Below are 19,047 nucleotides of genomic sequence, written 5' to 3' on the forward strand. Positions count from 1 at the left end.
GCTCCTGCGTTTTCTCGTATGCTTCCGGCGATTCCGACTCAGGCGGCGGACGAGGTCACCCGTAAGACCTTCTGGCTCATCTCTAGCTACGAGAAGGTTCTCTTTTACTTCCTCGCGACGGTCGCGGTGTTCGTCTTCGCTCACGGCACGTACCGACGCTTCGGGCGGTACGCGGAGGGCTCCGAGGACTGGTTCGACCGCCTCGACGACCTGCCCGGCCGTATCGCCTCGGCGGCGAAGATTGTCGCCTCGAATGAAAAGCAATTCAACCGAGATCTGGTCGGCGGGCTGATGCACGCGTTCATCCTGTGGGGCTTTCTGACCCTCCTCATCGCGACCACGATCCTCTTCGTCGACGAGTGGTATCGCGTGTTCACGATCGCGCTCGGGGACCGACAATCCTTCTGGGTCGGCGATTTCTATCTCTCCTATCAGCTCGTGACGGACGCCCTCGGGCTCCTCTTCGTCGTCGGGCTCGGCATCGCGATCTGGCGGCGCTACGTCGTCCGAACTGAGCGGCTCTGGGGCAAACACACGAACTGGGAGGACGCCTTCCTCGTGTGGTCGCTCTTCGCGCTCGGCGTCGGCGGCTTCCTGCTCGAAGGGCTCCGCATCGTCGGCGCGGGCGAGCCGATCCCGACCGTCGAACCGGTGAGCTTCGTCGGCACCGCGACGGCGCTCGGCCTCGCCGCATTCGGGATGGACGCCTCGGCAGCGGCGACGGTGTATCCAGTCGCGTGGTGGTCGCACGCGCTGTTGGCGTTCCTGTTCATCGCCGCGATCCCCTACGCCAAGCCGTTCCACATGCTCTCGTCGTTCGCCAACGTCGTCACCCGAGACGAGAAGGCCGGCGCGCGCCTCCCCGGCATCCCCTCCGATCTCGACGCGACGAACGCCGAATCGATCGACGACTTCTCCTGGAAGGAACTGCTCGACCAGGACGCCTGCACGAAGTGTGGCCGGTGTTCGTCCGTCTGCCCCGCGAAGGCGTCGGGTCGTCCACTCGACCCGCGCGACGTGATCCTCGACCTCAAATCCTACCGCGAGTCGCTCGAACGCGAGGGCGGCGAGGAAAAAGAGATCGTCGCCGCCGACGGCGGCGTCATCGACGCCGCGACCATGGAGTCCTGTATGGCCTGCATGGCCTGCATGGACGCCTGCCCGGTCGAGATCGAACATCTTCAGAGCTTCACGCGGTTGAACCGCCAGCTCACGGATCAAGGTGACATCCAACCGAGCATGCAGGACGTCTTCCAGAACGTGATGATGAAGGGCAACACGTTTGGCGACTCCCCCAGCGCGCGAGCTAATTGGACCGACGACCTCGAGTTCGAGGTCACCGACGCCAGAGAGACCGAGGTCGAGTACCTCTGGTACGTCGGCGATTACCCGAGCTACGACGACCGCAACAAGAAGGTCGCCCGCTCGCTCGCAAAGATCTTCGAACACGCCGATGTCGAGGTCGGTATCCTCTACGAGGAGGAGGTCTACGACGGTAACGATATCCGCCGGGTCGGCGAGGAGTTCCTCTACCTCGAACAGGCCGGAACGCTCGTGGACTCCTTCGAGGCGTGCGAGTACCAAAAGATCGTCTGTACGGACCCGCACTCGTACAACACGTTCAAAAACGAGTACCCGGAGATCGACTTCGAGGAGTTCGCCGACGATCCCATGATGGAATTCGAGATGGAGGGCTTTTGGAACGAAGACGGCGATGTCGAGGTGTACCACTGGACGCAGGCCGTCGAGGAACTGGTCGACACCGGCGCCGTCGCGCTCGATGGGACGGAACTCGACTACACGGTCACCTACCACGATCCGTGCCACCTAGGGCGGTACAACGACGAGTACGAGGCCCCCCGCGAACTGGTCACGGCGACCGGCTGTGACCTCCACGAGATGCCCCGAAACCGCGCCAACAGTTTCTGCTGTGGCGGCGGCGGCGGCGGACTATGGATGGAGCTCGACGAGGAGGAGAAGCCGAGCGAGGAGCGCCTCCGCGAGGCGCTCGAGGACACCGACGCGGGTGGCGCGGTCGAGAAGTTCGTCGTCGCCTGCCCGATGTGTATGACGATGTACGAGGACGGGCGAAAGACCGGTGACTTCGAGGACGACATCGAGATCGTCGACATCGCTGAACTCATCGTCGAGGCGCTCGAAACGAGCGGCGCGACGATATCCGCGTCGACCGATGCCGACGCGAGTTCCGATGCCGCGCCGGCAGACGACTGAACGACACCGATATCACCTACGTGGCCGGGTCGTCGCGCCACGCCGTCTCGCCGGTTGCGCCGCTGGCTTTGTACGTTCCTCTCGCCGTCGCGATCGTTCGTCCCCGATCGTCGGTGATCGTGACTTCGACCGCAGCGACGCTGTTACCGTTTCTGACGATTTCGGCCTCCGCGCGGAGTGTGCCGCCGGTCGCCGGAGCCAGATAGTCGATCCGCATGTCGACCGTCGGCGTGACGGTTTCGTTTGCGGCGACGACGGCGGCGCCGGCGATGGTGTCCGCCAGGCTGTACGTGACGCCGCCGTGGGCGATCATCCGGTCGGGGTTCGAGGAGTGTTCGATACCGAGGTCGAGCTCGCCGATCGCGTAGCCGTCGCCGATCTCGACCAGCTCGATGCCGAGTCTGTCGTTGAACGGCATGCGATCAAACATCTCGGAGACGTCCATAGGTCGATTCACTTTCGCACCGATAAAAGGACGCTCGGTTCACGCCTCAATCTCGTTCGCTCGACCGTACTACGACGAGGCGCGACGTCGGTCGATGCACGCGTTCGGACGTAACTGACAACACACCCCGCCCCGATGACGGTATATGTTCGACGAGATCATGCGGAAGTTCGAGGACAGTCCGAGTCAGCAGGCTGTCATCCGGCTGCTGCTCGAACGGGGTTTTTCCGTCAACGACGAGGGACGTGTCGTCTCCGGCGGCATCGAGATCCCAAACACCGGGATCGCCCGCGAGATCGACGTCGATCGGCGGGTCGTCGACGCGACGACGGACGCCATTCTCACCGACGAGGAACTCAAACACATCTTTCAGAACATTTCGGCGATCCCCTCGCTTCGGGATCTCGCTCCCGTGTTGGATCTGACGGTGCTGACGGTCGACGTGCTCGACGCCGACGAACCGGGCATCGTCGCGACGGTGACGGGGCTGCTCGCCGACCACGGCATCTCGATCCGACAGACGATTAGCGAGGATCCCGAGTTTACCGACGAACCGGTGCTCTACATCATCATGGACGCAGATCTGGACGGCGACATCATCAACGAACTTCGCGATCTGCCGTTCGTTCGGCGGCTCTCGATCGAGTGAACGATCGCGGTTCGATCGGCCTTCAGGTCCGGTTCGGGTCCGACCCGCCGTCCGTCGTCTCCGATTCCCGCGGGGCGTGTCCCTCGACGGCTTCGGCGATGTCCGTCTCCTTCGGCGTGTCGACGTGCCACCTGTCGACCGACTGCTCGTAGTCGGCGAGCTTGTTCGACACCCGTATCTTGAGATCGTCGTCGTTGACGTTGATCTCGAAGGCGTAATCGCCCGACTCGGCGTTCGCCCGATCGAGGTTCGCGCTGACCAGTTCGTTGTCGAAGTAGTACGGTGACATCTGCGTCATCACCTTCTCGTAGACTTCGCCCTCGACCTTCCGGATGGCCTTTCGGGTCGCCGAATCGGCCGCCCGCGCGACGTAGTTTATCGACTTTCGCCACTCGCTGACGGCCTCGCTCGGGTTCTCGAGTCGATCGTACGACTCCGAGAGCTTCTCACCGGCGGTTTTGAGGTCCTCGTCGGGCGCTTTCCCGGCCTTTTCGCCCTCTCCCTCACTGATGCTCGCCTTCTCTGCGGTCTTTTGGCTGACGTCTTCACCCAGGCGCTCGTCCGCTTTCGGTCGCCACTCGTCCCACTCGTCGAGAAGCTCGGCGTCGACCGGCCGGTCGTCGCCTCGCAGGTCCTTCAGCGCCCGCGTGATGCGCTCACCGTGTTCGACGATCTCTCCCCAACTCCCCCGAACTTTGAATCCAGAGACGCTCTCCTCGACGTCCATCTGGCTACGGATACGTGTCGAACGACTTTATACCATCGACCTGACCGTCACCGCCCCTCGCTTCAACGGATGGGGTTTAAGCTTGCGGCGACCCGCTGTATCGATATGCCCATCGAGGACCGTGGTGACGCACACGTCATCACACACGCGCTCGCGAAACACACGCTCTCGAAGCTCCGATCGAGCGACACCGATCAGGTGGCGTTCCGAAACGGTCTCATCGAACTCGGCCGCCTCTGCGGGTTCGAGATCATCGACGGGATGATGGACACCGAGTACGTCTCCATCACGACGCCGCTGGCGGAGACGACCGGTGAGGTGGTAAAGGGGCTCGACGATGTCGTCATCGTCAACGTGCTTCGGGCGGCGACACCCTTCGTCGAAGGGCTCGTCGGCGCCTTTCCCCGCGCCAGACAGGGCGTCATCTCCGCCGGCCGCGACGAGCAGGCCGGCATGGACGAGGGGGGCGAGTTTCCAATCACGATCGATTACGTCAAACTCCCGGATATCGACGAGGACGACACCGTGATCATCGCCGACCCGATGCTTGCGACGGGCAGTACGATCGTCGCCGTTCTCGAGGAGGTCTTCGAGGTGGGCGATCCCGAACGACTCGTAGTGCTGTCCGCCGTCAGCGCACCGCCGGGACTCGTTCGCGTCGGCGATGCGTTCCCCAGCGCCGACATCCTCACGGTCAGCATCGACGAGCGACTCGACGAGGACGGCTACATCGTGCCGGGCGTCGGCGACGCCGGCGACCGGGCCTTCGGTACGTGATCGCCCCATACAACCCCATCTCTTCCGCTGGACGGCGCTGCAGTAGTGCGATTCGGTTCCTGACGAAACGTCAGACGAACGGCTGACGGCGGGCGATCACAGCTCGACCCGGTCGCTCGTCGCGCTTCGCAATCGGTCGATCACGGCCTCGGCGTCCGCCGTCGGCACCGACACGTCAAAGACGACCCGTTCGCCGTACTCCGCGTCGAACTCGACGCCCTCGCTTTCGAGGATACCCCGTATCGTCCCCGAGTCGTCGTACTCGACGACGGCCTCGAACCGCTCTCGTGGGCGCTTTTCGACGATCTCCGCGGCATCGAGTACGTCTTTCGTCGCCGTCGAGTACGCTTTGACGAGGCCGCCGACACCCAACTTCGTTCCCCCGAAGTATCTCGTGACGACCACGCAGACGTTTTCGATCCTCCGGCCCTGCAACACCGACAACATCGGCTTTCCGGCGCTCCCCGACGGCTCGCCGTCGTCGGAAGCGTACTCCCTGAACGGGTCGGATCGAACTCGGTAGGCCGGGACGTTGTGCGTCGCATCGACGTACTCCGTGCGCACGTCCTCGAGGAACAACTCCGCGGCCTCGACCGTCTCGACCGGCGCGGCGTGGCCGATAAACTCCGAACCCTGTACGGTAAAGCGTGCAGTCGAGGCGGTGTCGATCGTCAGGTACGCGTCCGGTTCCGACACGATGTCCTCTCGTCCGGATCGAATTTACCGCTTTCGTCTGTCGGGAGAGGGTGGTCCTTGCGGCGTCCGACGGGTGTTTATACGTTCGGATGGTGTACCCGCTACCGATGGAAGCAGCGACCGTCGCGACGTTTTTCGCGGCCGGGGGAGCGAGTCTGTTCATGGCGTGGGCGATCGGCGCCGGGTCCTCGGGGTCGACGCCCTTTGCGCCCGCTGTCGGCGCGAACGCGATCTCTGTGATGCGTGCGGGATTCTTTGTCGGCATCCTCGGGTTGCTCGGGGCGACGCTGCAAGGAGCGAACGTCACCGAGGCGGTCGGCCGGGACCTCGTCGTCGGAACGACGCTGTCGCCGATCGCCGCGATCGTCGCTCTCTCGATCGCGGCTGGGTTGGTCGCCGTCGGCGTCTTCACCGGCTATCCGATCGCGACTGCCTTTACCGTCACCGGGGCCGTCGTCGGCGCGGGGCTGGCGATGGGCGGCGCGCCGGCGTGGCCGAAGTACTCCGAGATCGTGGCGGTCTGGACGCTGACGCCGTTCGTCGGGGGCGGGATCGCTTACGGGACGACGAAGCTGCTCCGACACGAATCGGTCCCCGAAACCGTCGCGACGCCCGCGCTCGCGGGACTCGTCGGGGCGATCCTCGCGAACGTGGAGTTCGTCCTGCTCGGGCCGTCCGACACCACCCAGAGCGTCGCTGGAACGATAGCAGCCAGCGCTCCCGGTCGAATCGCCGTGACCGTGGTCCTTGCCGCCGTCGTCGTTGCGCTCATGGCCGTCGACATGCGTACCGACGTGGCCGCTGGACAGCGACACTTCCTGTTGGCGCTCGGCGGGTTGGTCGCCTTCTCCGCCGGGGGGAGCCAGGTCGGGTTGGCGCTCGGGCCGCTGTTGCCGCTGTTCGATACGGTTGACATCGCGGTCCCGCTCATCGCACTGCTGTTCGGCGGCGGGCTCGGCTTGCTCGCCGGTTCGTGGACGGCGGCTCCACGGATGATCAAGGCGATCGCACAGGATTACTCCTCGCTCGGCCCGCGCCGCTCGATCGCCGCGCTCATCCCCTCCTTCGCGATCGCACAGACTGCCATCCTGCTCGGCGTGCCGATCTCTTTCAACGAAATCATCGTCTCCGCGGTCATCGGTGCCGGTGCTGCCGCCGGCTCCGGGGGTATCAGTCGGGGGAAGGTCGGGTACACCGTTCTCGCGTGGGTCGGCTCGCTGCTCGGCGCGGGCGTTCTCAGCTTCGGCCTGTACACCGCCTTGAGCGCCGTCTTGTTGGTGTAAGTTCCCGCAGGGGCGGATTCTCAGATCTTCGACATTCTCCGTCTCGTTCCTCGGACGGCCGGACTCACGGCGCGATTCAACCCCACGCCGGGCACGCCGGCTATCGTCCCGAGAACGATCGCAGCGGCGATCCCGATCAGGGCGGCGTAGCCGAACACCTCCAGTTGTGAGGGGCGTGTCCCGACGTACACGATCCCGATCACCGATACCGCCCCGAACGGCGCTCCGAACGTGATCGCGTACGAATACGTCACCCTGCGTCCAAGTGCTGGCGGGAGGGCAGCCACCAGCACCAATACCGCACTCATGCTCCACAGTCCGAACGTCGAGAGGGAATCTAAGACCAGGCCGCTCGCGTCGACCAGCTCTGCGTAGCGGGCGAACCCAACGCCGAGGGCGATGCTCCTCGTCACCGCTGGAAGTCGCCGAGACGGCGAATGGGGGACCAACTCGGACCATTCGGAGACATGCCACCGCAGTGTCGACGCTCAGGCAAATGCCTTTTCATGGGACGCCAGACCGAGCGGCTTCGAAGCGCTATCTTGCGGTTTCGTTCGGCTCCGCTTCCTCCTCGTCGCGCTCCCGTCGCTCGTACGCCTCGGTTCGCGTTATGCGGGCCTTCATGATCCGGGTGTTCTCGACGTGTTCGATGCCGATCTCGACCCCGTCGTACTCGATGCGTTCGCCCTCCTCGACCAGTCGGCCCGCGCGGTTGAAAATGAAGCCCGCGATCGTCTCGAACTCCTCGCCCTCCGGGATGTCGATATCGAGCGCTTCGTTGACCTCGTCGATGTTGAGTTCGCCCTTGACGATCGCCTCGTTGTCGCCGACGAACTCGATCGGCTCCTCCTCGCCGGCCTGGAGGATCTCTCCGACGATCTCCTCGGTGACGTCTTCCATCGTGACGAGTCCCTCCGTCGTGCCGAACTCGTCGATGACGACGACCATGTGCATCCGCTGTTCACGCATCTCCGCGAGCAGTTCGTCGACGTTCTTCGACTCGGGGACGTGCAGCGTCTCCTCGATCAGATCCTCGAGTGCGACGCCGTCGTGCTCGCCGTAGACGTAATCGCGGACGAGATCAGAGATGTGGACGACGCCGAGGATGTTATCGAGGCTCCCGTCGTACACCGGGACTCGCGTGTGGCCGGACTGGACGCACTGTTGGATCGCCTCATCGACGGTGGCGTCCTTCGAGACGGCGTCCATGTCGAGTCGCGGGGTCATCACCTCCTTGGTGATAGTGTTGGTGAACCGGAAGATGCGCTGGAGCATCTCGCGTTCGTCCTCCTCGAGGACGCCCTCTCTCTCGCCGGTCTCGATGATATCACGGATCTCCTCTCGCGTGACGTAGGTCGATTCGATCTCCGCCCGCCCGCCTGTGACCCGGTTGACCTGCCGCGTCAGATAGTCGAAGGTGACGATGAGCGGCAACAGGAGGTACTCCGAGATCTTTAGCGACCTCGAGACGCGGAGCGCCCACGATTCGGTGTTCTCGACCGCGTAGGACTTCGGCGCGCTCTCGCCGAAGAGCAACACCAACGCCGTGATGCCGAACGTCGCGGAGAGGACGGCGACCGACTGGGAAAAATAGTACGAGAGTAGCCCCGTCGCGATCGAAGACATCGCGATGTTGACGATGTTGTTCCCGACGAGGATGGTGACGAGCAATCGGTGAGGGTCGTCCTTGAGATCCTCCAGGATGTCCGCCCCCGGAACGTTGTCGCTCACCAGCGCGTCGACCCGGTGGGGCGGCAGCGAGAACATGGCGATCTCCGAGGAGGAAAAAAACGCCGAGAGCGCCAACAGCAGCAGAATCACCGTCCCACCGATGATCACGACGGCGGTGTCGCTCACCGGGAGTTCACCAGCGTTCGGGGCGGCCTGTATCACGACTGTGGCGACATTCCACGCGAGAGAGCCCATCTGGACGTACGCCCTTGATGCGGGGTGAGATTAAGGTTTGTCATGATACCTCGTCGTGGCTGTTCGCGTCCGTCGCCAAACGGCGATACACTTAGACGACGCGACGCCCTATCGCCCTCCATGAGCGATCCCGACATAACGGTGTATCGGCTGCAGGCGTGTCCGTTCTGCGAACGCGTCACCCGCGTGCTGAACGACCTCGATATCCCCTACCGGTCGCGGTTCGTCGAGGCCCGCCACTCGCGGCGTGACGTCGTCAAGCGACTCACCGGCGCGCGGACAGTACCGGCGCTCGTCGACGAGCGAACCGGCGTGACGATGAGCGAGAGCGCGAACATCGTCGAGTATCTCGAAACGACGTACGACGAGGGAATCGCCGCCTCGGCGGAGTCCACCGCGAGCGCGGCTGACGGGGGGACGGTCGAATGAAACTGTCGTTCGACGTCGTCGAGCTCGCCCCGGCAGATCACCCCGAAATCGGTGAGAAAGCGCCCGACTTCACGCGTCCGCTCGTCAACGACGAGTTCTGGGAGGACGTTTCGCTCTCGGAGCTCACGGACGACGGACCGGTCGTCCTCGTCTTTCACCCGATGGACGGCGACTTCCCGGCGACGTACATCTGGCAGGAGATCCGCGACCGGGGGTGGGACGAGTACGACGCCGAGGTCGTCGGCCTCTCGATCTCGACGCCGTACGAACACGCTCGGTTTCTCGAAGAGTGGGACGTCGAGCCGTTCCGGCTGTTCTCTGACCCCGGCAACGGCGTCGCCGAGCGATACGGGATCGCTCACGAACTCGACGGGATGGCCGGCATCGAGGAGCCCCGACCCGCGGTCTTCGTCATCGACGAGGATCGGACGATCGAAACCGGCTGGGTCGCGACCGAGTGGCCCGAGTTCCCGCCGTACGACGAGATCGAAGCGGCGATCGAGGATCTGTGAGCGCCCTGGATCTCACCGACGCCGTCGCAGCGATCCGACGCGGCGACCTCGTCGTCTATCCGACCGAGACGGTGTACGGTCTCGGGGCGAACGCGCTCGATTCCGAGGCCGTCGAACGGGTCTTCGAGGCCAAGGGCCGATCGCGGGATAAGCCGATCTCGATGGCGTTGCCGGAGCTGTCGGCGGCCGCCGACTACACCCGGATGACCGACCGGGAGCGTCGGTTCTGCGAGCGGTTCCTCCCGGGGCCGGTGACGGTGTTGGTCGAGCGGAGGAAACGGATTCCGGACGTGCTCGTTGCCGGTCACGACCGCGTCGGCCTTCGCGTCCCGGACCACGAGATTGCCCGCGAACTGGCCCGTCGAACCGGTCCGATCACCGCCACCAGCGCGAACCGATCCGGCGAACCGAACGCGCGCCGGGTCGACGAGATCGCACCCGAACTGCTCGAGCGCGTCACCGTCGTCGACGGCGGCGAGACGGCGGGCGGCGAAAGCACCGTCGTCGATGTCTCCGCGGGACGGATCGTCCGGCGCGGCTCGCTCGCCGAGGAGATCGACGCGTGGCTGGCCGAGCACTCCGACGCCGATTCATAACGACAGCCGCGAGCGAAGCGACCGCGTCTTCGTTCCGCATTCGTCGAGATACGCACAGCTTCGGCACCGCGAGTCGTTCCGCAGCCGCGGCGGCGGCCCGTCGATCGAGTCGGCGGTCCGGAGCGCTTTCCGATAGACGGCCTTCCGTCGGGTCGTCATCCCGACTCGCCGAACGACGCCGTGTGCGGGGTATTCGACGTACGCCGCCTCGACCATCTCGCCGCGCTCCCACGAGAGCGCCTTCGCGGCCGCGGTCGCCCACACGGCGTGGGGTTCCCAGACGCCGCGTTCGGGCGGCTCGCCCGGCGAGACGATGACCGGAACGGCGGGCTCGGCGAGCAGTTTGTGTGCGATCCCGTTCGCGTCCTTCCCCCGCAAAAACACTCGCGTCTCGGGCGGATCGACGAGGTCGGCCCACCGATCGAGACGCGCTTTCGAACGTCCAAGGTTCGACCGGTAGTCCGTCGGCGTGACGGCGATCGGCTCGGCGTGCAGATCACTCGTCGGGTCGAGCAGTTCGCCGTAGCGGAACGCGAGGTTTCGGATCGAGGCAACGCGATCGGGGACGTCGAACTCGTCGCGAAGGCGTCGGTAGTAGAGCTTGCGCGGACAGTACGCCGCCGTCGCGAGATCGGTGAACGCTTCCATGGGCGGTCTGGTCCGGTGTCGGTATATAAACCGTCGGATGCCGGACGGACCGTTACTCCCCGTCGGACCGCTCGAGGTACCGCAGGACGCCGCGGACGTTCATCTCGATCTCCTCGCCGGCGTTTCGTTCGCCCCACACCGCGGTGGTTTCGGATCGCTCGGTCAGCCGTTCGGCGATCTCGGCGACATCGAGTCTGGCCCGCATCTCGTCGATCGTTTCGACCCACAGCTCCGTCATGTCGATGTACTCCTCGATCCGTCCGTCGGCGGGGGCCGGCCCGAAGTGCCCGTAACAGATCGTGCTCGGATTCAGGTCGTCGATCAGGCGCGCGTCGGCGATGACACCCTCCAGATCGAATCCGGGTGGCGGCGACGTCTCGGCGATCGCGTCGAGCGCCGGAACGTAGATGCCGGCCGCGTCGGCCGCGAACACCGTCTCGGCATCGGCGTCGTGGAAGATCGCCTGGTGGAACGCATGGCCCGGTGCATGATAGACGTCGAGCGTCGCCGCCCCGAGGTCGATCGTATCGCCCTCTTCGAGCGGGTGGACGCGGTCGGCGGGGACCGGTTCGGATTCGGCGTAGAATCGGATCCGATCGCCGACGGCTTCTTTAGTTCCCTCCCAAAGGCGTGTCGGGTCGACGATGAAATCCACGCCAGTTTCGTGCACGTAGACATCGGCGTCGGTCTCCGCGGCGATGAATCCGGCACCGCCGGCGTGGTCGAGGTGGACGTGCGTCGGAATGATGTACTCCAACTCCTCGCGCCCGATCCCGATCTCGTCGAGCGCGCCGAAGATGTGCTCGCGGTCAGCCCCGATTCCGGTATCCAGTATCGCGGGGCGATCGGTATCGTATATGTACACCGTGCCGTACTCGGCCCGATCGTACATTCCCGTGTCCACGTAGTAGCAGTCCGGGACCGACTCCACAGCGTGTACGTCACCGACTCCCATACCGACGGTTCTGCCGTCCGCTACTAAAACTCCCCGTTCCGGCCGTCCGTTCGATCGATACGACTTTGCCACGCCGTGGCGAACCGACGCCAAATGCTATCGAGGCAGTTCGTTCGGGAACATCCGGACGAGGTCCGACGCGCGCTCGAGACGAAGAGCGTCGACGTCGACCTCGATCGGATCCTCGAGATCGACGACGAATGGCGCGGCCTCAAGGCGACGGGTGACGACCTGCGACGCCGGCGAAACGAGGTCTCACGGGAGATCGGCGAGCTCAAACGCGACGGGAAAGAAGAGGCAGCCGAGGCGGCGATCGAACGCTCCAGCGAGTTGAAAGCGGAACTCGACGAGCTCGAAGCCCGCGCCGACGAGCTGGAATCGGAACTCGAAGCTACGCTGGTCGAACTTCCGAATGTCCCCCATCCGGACGCCCCGGTCGGCGACGACGAAGCCGACAACGTCGAAGTGGATCGGTGGGGATTCGACGATTTGCGGGAGCTTCCCGACCCCGTCGTCCCGCACTACGATCTCGGCGAGGAGCTTGAGATACTCGACTTCGATCGCGGCGCGAAGGTCTCCGGCGGCGGCTTCTACTTCGCCAAGGGTGAGGGCGCGCGACTGGAGCGCGCGCTCGTCCAGTTCATGCTCGACCTCCACCGCGAGGAGCACGGATACACCGACATCTTTCCGCCGATTCCGGTCAACTCCGCGTCGATGCGTGGGACCGGCCAGTTCCCGAAGTTCGTCGAGGACGCCTACCGGCTCGGCGGGGACAACGACGAGCCGTACGACGACGACGATCTGTGGCTGCTCCCGACGGCGGAAGTCCCCGTCACGAACATGTACCGCGACGAGATCCTCCTCGACGACGATCTCCCGCTCAAACACCAGGCGTACACGCCGAACTTCCGGCGTGAGGCCGGCGAACACGGCACCGAAACGCGCGGAATCGTCCGGGTCCACCAGTTCAACAAAGTAGAGATGGTGAACTTCGTTCGACCCGACGAAAGCTACGAGCGACTCGACGGATTGCTCGCCGAGGCGACCGTCGTCCTCGAACGCCTCGGGCTCCCATACCGCGTCCTCGAGATGTGCACCGGTGATATGGGGTTCACGCAGGCGAAAAAGTACGACGTCGAGGTCTGGGCCCCCGGCGACGACATGGACGACGGTCCCGCGGTCGGCGGTCGGTGGCTCGAAGTCTCCTCCGTCTCGAACTTCGAAGACTTTCAGGCGCGCCGGGCCGGTATCCAGTACCGCCCCGAACAACACGAGTCCGCGGAGTACATCCACACACTCAACGGCTCGGGACTCGCCGTGCCGCGCGTCGTCGTCGCGATCCTCGAATACTACCAGAACCCGGACGGCACGGTCGAGATCCCCGAAGCGTTGCGACCGCACATGGGTGGTGCCGAGCGAATCGACGGACAGTCGCCGGTCGGCGAATCCGCGCTAGGTCGGGGTGAGTGAGCGGCGATCGCCTCTAAGGGGCTTCTAGTCGGGACCGAGATCGGTGTACGTTCGGACGCTTTTGATCCCCGATTCGACCTGCTCGAAGGTGTCGACGAATCGGAACCACTCCCCGCCGTCGGCGTCGAGCAACCGCCCCTCGATCGCTAGCCTCCCGGTGTCGGCTTCGAGGTAAACGGACTCGATCTCGTGTGTGGTCTCCCGATCGGGCCGATCGATCTTCATGAACGAGACGAACTCCTCGCGCCCCTCGATGGTCATATCGGGCCGCCGGTGGACGAAGCCACCGGCCAGAAGCCGGGTCAGCGTCCCGTACTCGTCCTCGTCGATCGCCCGGTAGTATGCTCGAACGCGTTCGGCACCGTCCATATCCGAACCGGTGCCGCGCCACGGAGATATATCCCGCGGCCCGCCGGGCGAGCGACTTTTGTTCGCCCGACGGCAACCCCAATCGTGGAGTTACACGTGCGCTATGAGGGCGACGACGATCCAGAGAAGTGCTCGGCGCGAAAGCTCGCCCGCTTCGATCTGGCGACGCTGCACCGCTCCGCCCGGTCGACGCCGTCCGGGATCGTTCTCGACCCGTACGCAGATCGAGCGCTTTCGCCGGACGACGAGCGAGACGCCGACAGCGATCGCGCCGGTAGCCACGGCCGACTCGTCGCCCTCGATTGCTCGTGGGAAACCGCCGAGGCCGAGGCGTTCAAACTCGACGGCCCCCACCGTTCCCTCCCGTTTCTCGTCGCCGCGAACCCGGTCAACTACGGGACACCGTTCCAGCTCAACACCGTCGAGGCGTTCGCCGGAGCGCTCTGTATCCTCGGTCACCGCGACCGCGCCGAGGAGATTCTCGGGAAGTTCCGGTGGGGACACACGTTCCTCGAACTGAACGACGAGCCGCTTCGACGGTATGCGGACTGCTCGGACTCGACGGAGGTCGTCGAGATCCAATCGGAGTACCTCGACGACTGATCGTCAGCACGGATCGTCGCCGACTGTTTATATGCCATGAGGCGGCCACTTCGCCGCGTGACGTGAGCGTCGTCCGTGGCGACCACGGCGGGTGTCCGGCACACCGCCACGGGACCGAGTGAGCGGGTGCCGGCTGTCAGCCCAACCGTACCGGTTCGTCCGTCGGCTCGATTCGAACCGTGAGCTCGTCGTTCACGGAGAACTCGTGACCCGCGCGAAACACCAGTTTCGCCCCAAACGGGCGTTGCGCTGCGAAAAGCGAGAGGCCAGTCGCGCGCCGATCGTTGGCGTATACCGCCACATCTGCCCACGTAACGTTCCGTCTGTCGGCCGTTCCAATCGGCGTCCCGAGGAGCAACCGCTCTCCGGCAGCTCGTTGCAGCACTCCACCGCCGCTGTAGTGGGCGAGTCCGCCATCGATCGGAACGCCGTCGTCGTCGGCGAGCGCGCCGAACCCCGAGTCGGCGTGGATCGGCGCATCGAGCTGGACGTGCGTTTTTCCCGTTTCGACGACGGTTCCTGTTCCGTCCCACCCGAGGCCGGTTACTGACACGTCCGGTTCGATTCGCAGCGAGCCGCTCGCTCGGTAGTGGTTCTGCTCCGGACGCCGGAATCCGAGATGGATGTGGTTGTCGACCCAGCGACCGAAGAAGCCCGAGCGGATCAACGTTCCGAGCCGATCGCCGACCTCCACCCGGTCGCCGGCCTCGACGGCCGGCTCGACGTGGAGCATCCGGGCGACGTACGTCCCACAGTCGAGGAGGATCAGGTGGTCCTCGGAAACGGCGTACGGTTGCGCCGGACAGCCGACGGTTCGAACGGCCCGAACGGTGCCGGCGACCGGCGAGATCGCCACGTCGTCTCCCGGATACAGATCGATGGCGCAGCCGGCGTCGTGCGCCGGATACGGCGAGTTGTAGAGCGAAAAGCGCTCGTATTGGCGGATCGCGTCCGCCGAAACCACGACCATGCGCGCCGTTCGTCCCGTACCGTTTTAGCCTCGTCGCCACGTACGGCTCGTATGTGTCTGGTTCGTGGATCGATAGGCGAGGTCGCTCGGGACCGAGCGGTGACCGACGCGCTCGCTGGCCTCGCTTCGGAAACCGGTGAATCCGTCATCCGCACGTGGACGCCGCCGCGACAGGTCGCCTTCGGCCGTCGCGACACGACCGCCGACGGATACACTCACGCGCGACAGATCGCCGTCAAACGCGGGTACGACCCGGTCGAGCGGGCCGTCGGCGGAAGTGCGGTCGCGTACACTGGCTGCACGGTCGCGTTCGCCCACGCGATCCCGCTCGACGGGGGGCGCGGTGGTATCGACAGCCGGTATCGGGAGGCCACCGACTCTCTACTCGACGCACTCGATGACCTCGGCGCGACGGTCTCGCACGGCGAGCCCGATCGATCGTTCTGTCCGGGAGAGCATTCGGTGCAGGGCGGGGGCAAAATCGCCGGTATCGCCCAGCGGATTCGAAAACGGAGCGCGCTCGTCGGCGGCTGTGTCATCGTCCGCGCATCCGATACAAGCGCGATCGCCGACGTGCTCGATCCCATCTACGCGGCGCTGGACCTCCCGTTCGATCCGAACTCCGTCGGGTCGGTTTCGACTGCCGGCGGCCCGGACGATCCCGAAGCGGTTACCCGTGCCATCGAGGCGGCGTTCGCGCCAACGCCTGATCCACCCGTGATCGCGGCGACCGAACTGACCGACTACGACGGTCCGTGAGGCTTACGACCTTCGACCGAGGAGACGTAGCAATGCTCTTTCGCGACGCGACGCTGGCCGACGGACGAGTGCGCGACGTCCGCATCGAAGGGGAGTCGATCGCGGCGGTCGGGACTGACCTCGATGCCACTGATGAATCGATAGACGCCGACGGAAAGCTCCTGTTACCCGGGATGATCGACGCGCACGTTCACTTCCGCGAACCGGGCTTCTCGCACAAGGAAACGTGGACCACCGGATCGAAGAGCGCCGCCGCGGGCGGTGTCACGACGGTCTTCGATCAGCCGAACACCGACCCGCCGACGATCGACGCCGAGAGCTACAACCGAAAGGCCGAACTCGCGGCCGCGTCGCTCGTCGAGTACGCGATCAACGGCGGCGTGACTGACGAGTGGAATCCGGATGAACTCCTCGCGAAACCGCTCGGTGCGCTTGGAGAGGTGTTCCTCGCAGATTCGACCGGCGAGATGGGGATCGAAACGGATCTGTTCGAGGACGCGATCAAACGCGCTCGCGATGCGGGAATCCCGGTCACCGTTCACGCCGAGGACGCGACGCTGTTCGACGAGTCGGTCAGAGATCGCACCGACGCCGACGCCTGGAGCGCCTATCGCACTGCCGAAGCCGAGATGCGAGCGATCGAACACGCTTGCGGCGTCGCCGAGCGCCTCGGTTCGACCGTCCACATTGCCCACACATCGACCCCCGAAGGCGTCGATATCGCCGCGGATGCGGGGATGACCTGCGAAGTCTCGCCACACCATCTGTTCTTGTCGCGCGACGATCTCGACGAACTCGGGACCTTCGGACGTATGAATCCCCCGCTCCGGAGCGAGGATCGGCGCGTCGGGATGTTCCGGCGGCTCGTCGAGGGCGACATCGACATCGTCGCGACGGATCACGCACCTCACACGCTCGAAGAGAAGGACGCGAGCATCTGGGACACCCCGAGCGGCGTTCCGGGCGTCGAGACCGCGCTCCCGTTGTTGTTGGAGCAAGCTCGCCGAGGGACTATCAGCTACGAACGTGTTCGCAACGTGACCGCTACGAACGTCGCGGATATCTTCGGTCTCGAATCGAAGGGTCGCATCGAGGAGGGGTTCGATGCGGATCTCGTGTTGGTCGATCCGGACGCCAGTACCGACATTCGAGGAACACAGCTCCACTCGAAGTGTGACTGGACACCGTTCGAGGGCCGACGCGGCGTCTTCCCTGAACTGACGACGGTTCGCGGGATGGTCGTCTTCTGCGGTGGATCGTTCGCCGATCATTCGGGGCGAAACGTCCGGGTCTGGGGTTAATCGTCCGCTTCGGTCGATTTCGCATCCATCTCGTGGCCGCAGTTCGGACAGCACAACTCGTCGTGCCGCAGCGCGGCCGAGGATTCTCTGACCTCGCGCATCACGCTCGAAATCCGCTCTTCGGCGTCCAGCTCCTCGTCGACGGTCAGCTCGACGCCCTCGACCTCGAGGAGGAACTTCGCGACCTCCGTGATCTCGTACATCAACTCGTCGAGTTCCTCCGCGGTGTAGAAATCACACATCGCGCCGTATAGGAACGTCGCACCGGCCTTCCGGACTTTCCCGTCGAACGACGATCGCGCTTGGTTCACGGCTTGTGGGCTGTACGTGTCGGTCATGAACGGGACGAGCTCCGGGAGGTTCTGCCCGATCTTGGTCATCTCGACGCCGGTTTCGGTTCTGAAATCCGCACACAGACGCGCCATTGCCCACTCGCGGGCGGTGATGTACGTTCGATCGCGGAGGAACTCGTTGGCTCGCTCGTACGTCGCCCCGTCGATCTTCGAAAATCGGGCGTACTCGCGGACGTCCGCCGGGACGTCTTCGGCGGCCGGCTCGTCGGTCGGTCGGTCGCCGTCGTTTACACCGGTCTCGGTTCGGTCCCCATCGACCCTCGCCTGCGCGTCCTCGGCCATACCGAACGTAGCGAGCCGCCGCCGAAAAAGCGTATCGGCGATGTCTGACGGCTGACGGACGAACGGGTCCGTCCGCAGGCGGGAGGCTTTTGCTTTCGGGGAGTAAGGGCCAGATATGAAAACGCTGTTAGGGATCGGCGGGAGCGAGGATTCGCTCCGCGCTCTCGAACAGGCCGTCGAGCGGGCCAAAGAGGCCGGCGACGAGCTGACGATCGCGATCGTCGAAAACCCCGATGCATCGCTCTCGAAAGCGGAGCTCCGAAAGCGCGTCGGCGAGGTTCTCGACGCGGTCGAACTCGAGGCGGAGATACGGACGTTGTCCGGCCACCCGGGAAGCCAACTGCTCGAACTCGCCGAGCGCGGCTCGTACGATCGGATCGTGCTGGGCGGCGGGGAAACGAGCCCGCTTGGCAAGGTTCAGCTCGGGTCGATCTCGGAGTTCGTCCTGTTGAACGCCAGAACGACGGTGACGCTCATCCGATGACTCGCGAATACCCTGATGACGTGGCGGGACCGTACGACGACCCACCGCGTTCGTTCGAGGACCGGACCGGCCGACACATCGAGGTCCGTCGCTACGACGGTGGGGTCGACACGCTCCTCGAAATGTATCGTCGGTTCGATCCGGAGGACCGCGCACAGGGGATTCCCCCCACCAGCGAGAGTCAGATCCGAAGCTGGCTCGACAAACTCCTCGTCGATGATTGCATCAACGTCGTCGGCTGGCACGAAGAGCTGCCGATCGGACACGCGCTCTTGGTTCCGGACGGACAGGGTGCGTTCGAGCTCGCGATCTTCGTGCTCGGCGAGTACCAGAACGCGGGAATCGGCACTGAACTGATACAGGGCCTCCTCGGTGCCGGGCGTGCGGACGGCGTCGAGTACGTCTGGTTGACGGTCGAACGCTGGAACAAACCCGCGATCGCGTTGTACCGGAAGGTCGGGTTCGTCCCGACAGACGACGGCAGCTTTGAGCTCGAGATGGCGACGAAACTGCTCGAAGACGACTGACCGTTCGACACCTTTCGAGTTGCTCCCGTTCGCGTCAGTTGGATGTTCCGAGAC

The 19,047-nt window shown here is 64.8% G+C and carries 23 protein-coding genes; 13 read left to right on the top strand and 10 right to left on the bottom strand.

The annotated features are described in order from the left end of the window. Window positions 1-18 precede the first annotated feature (18 nt). Window positions 19-2,232, top strand: a complete 2,214-nt coding sequence (locus DM868_RS07445) for a (Fe-S)-binding protein (RefSeq protein WP_137276233.1) — start codon at window positions 19-21, stop codon at window positions 2,230-2,232. A 16-nt stretch (window positions 2,233-2,248) separates the two neighbouring features. On the opposite strand, the gene DM868_RS07450 is transcribed toward DM868_RS07445, so the two are convergent. After that, window positions 2,249-2,677: a PaaI family thioesterase gene (locus tag DM868_RS07450; RefSeq protein ID WP_137276234.1), complete on the bottom strand. Its 429-nt coding sequence runs from the start codon at window positions 2,675-2,677 to the stop codon at window positions 2,249-2,251. Between the two features lie 145 nt (window positions 2,678-2,822). Here DM868_RS07450 and DM868_RS07455 point away from each other — a divergent pair, with 145 nt between their 5' ends. Continuing rightward, window positions 2,823-3,326 carry an ACT domain-containing protein gene (locus tag DM868_RS07455; protein WP_137276235.1) on the top strand — a complete coding sequence of 168 codons (504 nt, stop codon included), beginning with the start codon at window positions 2,823-2,825 and terminating at the stop codon, window positions 3,324-3,326. 22 nt (window positions 3,327-3,348) lie between these two features. Here DM868_RS07455 and DM868_RS07460 read toward each other — a convergent pair whose 3' ends face one another. Beyond that, entirely contained in the window at window positions 3,349-4,053 is a 705-nt protein-coding gene (locus DM868_RS07460; protein ID WP_137276236.1) for a DUF5828 family protein, read from the bottom strand. Window positions 4,054-4,158: 105 nt separating this feature from the next. On the opposite strand from DM868_RS07460, the gene upp reads away from it, so the two are divergent. Next, complete coding sequence (upp, locus tag DM868_RS07465; protein ID WP_137276237.1) at window positions 4,159-4,830, top strand: uracil phosphoribosyltransferase; 672 nt, start codon at window positions 4,159-4,161, stop codon at window positions 4,828-4,830. A gap of 96 nt (window positions 4,831-4,926) precedes the next feature. Here the strand turns inward: upp and DM868_RS07470 are convergent, their stop codons facing one another. Next, on the bottom strand, window positions 4,927-5,526 hold the full coding sequence (locus tag DM868_RS07470) for an IMPACT family protein (protein ID WP_137276238.1): 600 nt from the start codon (window positions 5,524-5,526) through the stop codon (window positions 4,927-4,929). Between the two features lie 107 nt (window positions 5,527-5,633). Here DM868_RS07470 and DM868_RS07475 point away from each other — a divergent pair, with 107 nt between their 5' ends. Beyond that, the gene (locus DM868_RS07475; protein ID WP_137276239.1) at window positions 5,634-6,809 is read left to right on the top strand and encodes an inorganic phosphate transporter; all 1,176 of its coding nucleotides are present in this window, start codon (window positions 5,634-5,636) and stop codon (window positions 6,807-6,809) included. 20 nt (window positions 6,810-6,829) lie between these two features. Here the strand turns inward: DM868_RS07475 and DM868_RS07480 are convergent, their stop codons facing one another. Next, complete coding sequence (locus DM868_RS07480; RefSeq protein WP_137276240.1) at window positions 6,830-7,222, bottom strand: hypothetical protein; 393 nt, start codon at window positions 7,220-7,222, stop codon at window positions 6,830-6,832. A gap of 124 nt (window positions 7,223-7,346) precedes the next feature. Further along, window positions 7,347-8,735 (bottom strand): hemolysin family protein, encoded by a 1,389-nt coding sequence (locus DM868_RS07485; protein ID WP_137276241.1) that lies wholly within the window; start codon window positions 8,733-8,735, stop codon window positions 7,347-7,349. Between the two features lie 120 nt (window positions 8,736-8,855). Here DM868_RS07485 and DM868_RS07490 point away from each other — a divergent pair, with 120 nt between their 5' ends. The 3 genes from DM868_RS07490 to DM868_RS07500 are packed head-to-tail and all read left to right on the top strand — an operon-like array spanning window position 8,856 to window position 10,272. Continuing rightward, window positions 8,856-9,164 carry a glutathione S-transferase N-terminal domain-containing protein gene (locus tag DM868_RS07490; RefSeq protein ID WP_137276242.1) on the top strand — a complete coding sequence of 103 codons (309 nt, stop codon included), beginning with the start codon at window positions 8,856-8,858 and terminating at the stop codon, window positions 9,162-9,164. Next, entirely contained in the window at window positions 9,161-9,676 is a 516-nt protein-coding gene (locus tag DM868_RS07495; RefSeq protein WP_137276243.1) for a redoxin domain-containing protein, read from the top strand. Before DM868_RS07490 ends, DM868_RS07495 begins: the two co-directional genes overlap by 4 nt. Next, window positions 9,673-10,272 (top strand): L-threonylcarbamoyladenylate synthase, encoded by a 600-nt coding sequence (locus DM868_RS07500; RefSeq protein ID WP_137276244.1) that lies wholly within the window; start codon window positions 9,673-9,675, stop codon window positions 10,270-10,272. Before DM868_RS07495 ends, DM868_RS07500 begins: the two co-directional genes overlap by 4 nt. Here DM868_RS07500 and DM868_RS07505 read toward each other — a convergent pair. Both DM868_RS07505 and DM868_RS07510 read right to left on the bottom strand, forming a co-directional pair. Beyond that, entirely contained in the window at window positions 10,267-10,920 is a 654-nt protein-coding gene (locus tag DM868_RS07505) for a CRISPR-associated protein Cas4 (protein ID WP_137276245.1), read from the bottom strand. The two genes, DM868_RS07500 and DM868_RS07505, sit on opposite strands and share 6 nt — an antisense overlap. Window positions 10,921-10,972: 52 nt before the next feature. Continuing rightward, the gene (locus DM868_RS07510; protein WP_137276246.1) at window positions 10,973-11,875 is read right to left on the bottom strand and encodes an MBL fold metallo-hydrolase; all 903 of its coding nucleotides are present in this window, start codon (window positions 11,873-11,875) and stop codon (window positions 10,973-10,975) included. Window positions 11,876-11,968: 93 nt separating this feature from the next. On the opposite strand from DM868_RS07510, the gene serS reads away from it, so the two are divergent. Continuing rightward, window positions 11,969-13,345: a serine--tRNA ligase gene (gene serS, locus DM868_RS07515; RefSeq protein WP_137276247.1), complete on the top strand. Its 1,377-nt coding sequence runs from the start codon at window positions 11,969-11,971 to the stop codon at window positions 13,343-13,345. A gap of 24 nt (window positions 13,346-13,369) precedes the next feature. Here the strand turns inward: serS and DM868_RS07520 are convergent, their stop codons facing one another. Beyond that, on the bottom strand, window positions 13,370-13,714 hold the full coding sequence (locus DM868_RS07520) for a nuclear transport factor 2 family protein (protein ID WP_137276248.1): 345 nt from the start codon (window positions 13,712-13,714) through the stop codon (window positions 13,370-13,372). Between the two features lie 84 nt (window positions 13,715-13,798). On the opposite strand from DM868_RS07520, the gene DM868_RS07525 reads away from it, so the two are divergent. Then, window positions 13,799-14,317 (top strand): DUF367 family protein, encoded by a 519-nt coding sequence (locus tag DM868_RS07525; RefSeq protein ID WP_137276249.1) that lies wholly within the window; start codon window positions 13,799-13,801, stop codon window positions 14,315-14,317. Window positions 14,318-14,453: 136 nt separating this feature from the next. Here the strand turns inward: DM868_RS07525 and DM868_RS07530 are convergent, their stop codons facing one another. Then, window positions 14,454-15,287 carry a hypothetical protein gene (locus tag DM868_RS07530; RefSeq protein ID WP_137276250.1) on the bottom strand — a complete coding sequence of 278 codons (834 nt, stop codon included), beginning with the start codon at window positions 15,285-15,287 and terminating at the stop codon, window positions 14,454-14,456. Between the two features lie 51 nt (window positions 15,288-15,338). On the opposite strand from DM868_RS07530, the gene DM868_RS07535 reads away from it, so the two are divergent. Further along, a complete protein-coding gene (locus DM868_RS07535) occupies window positions 15,339-16,046 on the top strand; it encodes a lipoyl protein ligase domain-containing protein (protein WP_222845496.1) in 708 nt (235 codons plus the stop codon). 32 nt (window positions 16,047-16,078) lie between these two features. Then, a complete protein-coding gene (locus tag DM868_RS07540) occupies window positions 16,079-17,347 on the top strand; it encodes a dihydroorotase (RefSeq protein ID WP_137276251.1) in 1,269 nt (422 codons plus the stop codon). Here the strand turns inward: DM868_RS07540 and DM868_RS07545 are convergent. Further along, entirely contained in the window at window positions 17,344-17,982 is a 639-nt protein-coding gene (locus DM868_RS07545; protein ID WP_246049032.1) for a DUF5806 family protein, read from the bottom strand. The genes DM868_RS07540 and DM868_RS07545 overlap by 4 nt on opposite strands. Window positions 17,983-18,097: 115 nt before the next feature. Between DM868_RS07545 and DM868_RS07550 the strand changes: the two genes are divergently transcribed. Together DM868_RS07550 and DM868_RS07555 are read left to right on the top strand one after the other, a co-directional pair. Then, window positions 18,098-18,466, top strand: a complete 369-nt coding sequence (locus tag DM868_RS07550) for a universal stress protein (RefSeq protein WP_137276252.1) — start codon at window positions 18,098-18,100, stop codon at window positions 18,464-18,466. Continuing rightward, window positions 18,463-18,993 (top strand): GNAT family N-acetyltransferase, encoded by a 531-nt coding sequence (locus tag DM868_RS07555; RefSeq protein ID WP_137276253.1) that lies wholly within the window; start codon window positions 18,463-18,465, stop codon window positions 18,991-18,993. The genes DM868_RS07550 and DM868_RS07555 overlap by 4 nt, the downstream gene beginning before the upstream one ends. Window positions 18,994-19,047 lie beyond the last annotated feature (54 nt).

This window comes from Natronomonas salsuginis (assembly GCF_005239135.1).
Classification (GTDB): domain Archaea; phylum Halobacteriota; class Halobacteria; order Halobacteriales; family Haloarculaceae; genus Natronomonas; species Natronomonas salsuginis.

Coding starts and splice junctions, on each gene's coding strand:
- DM868_RS07550 (WP_137276252.1), top strand. CDS start 18,098: ATGAAAACGCTGTTAGGGATCGGCGGGAGCGAGGATTCGCTCCGCGCT.
- DM868_RS07540 (WP_137276251.1), top strand. CDS start 16,079: ATGCTCTTTCGCGACGCGACGCTGGCCGACGGACGAGTGCGCGACGTC.
- DM868_RS07495 (WP_137276243.1), top strand. CDS start 9,161: ATGAAACTGTCGTTCGACGTCGTCGAGCTCGCCCCGGCAGATCACCCC.
- DM868_RS07485 (WP_137276241.1), bottom strand. CDS start 8,735: ATGGGCTCTCTCGCGTGGAATGTCGCCACAGTCGTGATACAGGCCGCC.
- DM868_RS07505 (WP_137276245.1), bottom strand. CDS start 10,920: ATGGAAGCGTTCACCGATCTCGCGACGGCGGCGTACTGTCCGCGCAAG.
- upp (WP_137276237.1), top strand. CDS start 4,159: ATGCCCATCGAGGACCGTGGTGACGCACACGTCATCACACACGCGCTC.
- DM868_RS07475 (WP_137276239.1), top strand. CDS start 5,634: ATGGAAGCAGCGACCGTCGCGACGTTTTTCGCGGCCGGGGGAGCGAGT.
- DM868_RS07520 (WP_137276248.1), bottom strand. CDS start 13,714: ATGGACGGTGCCGAACGCGTTCGAGCATACTACCGGGCGATCGACGAG.
- DM868_RS07535 (WP_222845496.1), top strand. CDS start 15,339: ATGTGTCTGGTTCGTGGATCGATAGGCGAGGTCGCTCGGGACCGAGCG.
- DM868_RS07450 (WP_137276234.1), bottom strand. CDS start 2,677: ATGGACGTCTCCGAGATGTTTGATCGCATGCCGTTCAACGACAGACTC.
- DM868_RS07510 (WP_137276246.1), bottom strand. CDS start 11,875: ATGGGAGTCGGTGACGTACACGCTGTGGAGTCGGTCCCGGACTGCTAC.
- DM868_RS07555 (WP_137276253.1), top strand. CDS start 18,463: ATGACTCGCGAATACCCTGATGACGTGGCGGGACCGTACGACGACCCA.
- DM868_RS07545 (WP_246049032.1), bottom strand. CDS start 17,982: ATGGCCGAGGACGCGCAGGCGAGGGTCGATGGGGACCGAACCGAGACC.
- DM868_RS07445 (WP_137276233.1), top strand. CDS start 19: ATGCTTCCGGCGATTCCGACTCAGGCGGCGGACGAGGTCACCCGTAAG.
- DM868_RS07455 (WP_137276235.1), top strand. CDS start 2,823: ATGTTCGACGAGATCATGCGGAAGTTCGAGGACAGTCCGAGTCAGCAG.
- serS (WP_137276247.1), top strand. CDS start 11,969: ATGCTATCGAGGCAGTTCGTTCGGGAACATCCGGACGAGGTCCGACGC.
- DM868_RS07460 (WP_137276236.1), bottom strand. CDS start 4,053: ATGGACGTCGAGGAGAGCGTCTCTGGATTCAAAGTTCGGGGGAGTTGG.
- DM868_RS07490 (WP_137276242.1), top strand. CDS start 8,856: ATGAGCGATCCCGACATAACGGTGTATCGGCTGCAGGCGTGTCCGTTC.
- DM868_RS07530 (WP_137276250.1), bottom strand. CDS start 15,287: ATGGTCGTGGTTTCGGCGGACGCGATCCGCCAATACGAGCGCTTTTCG.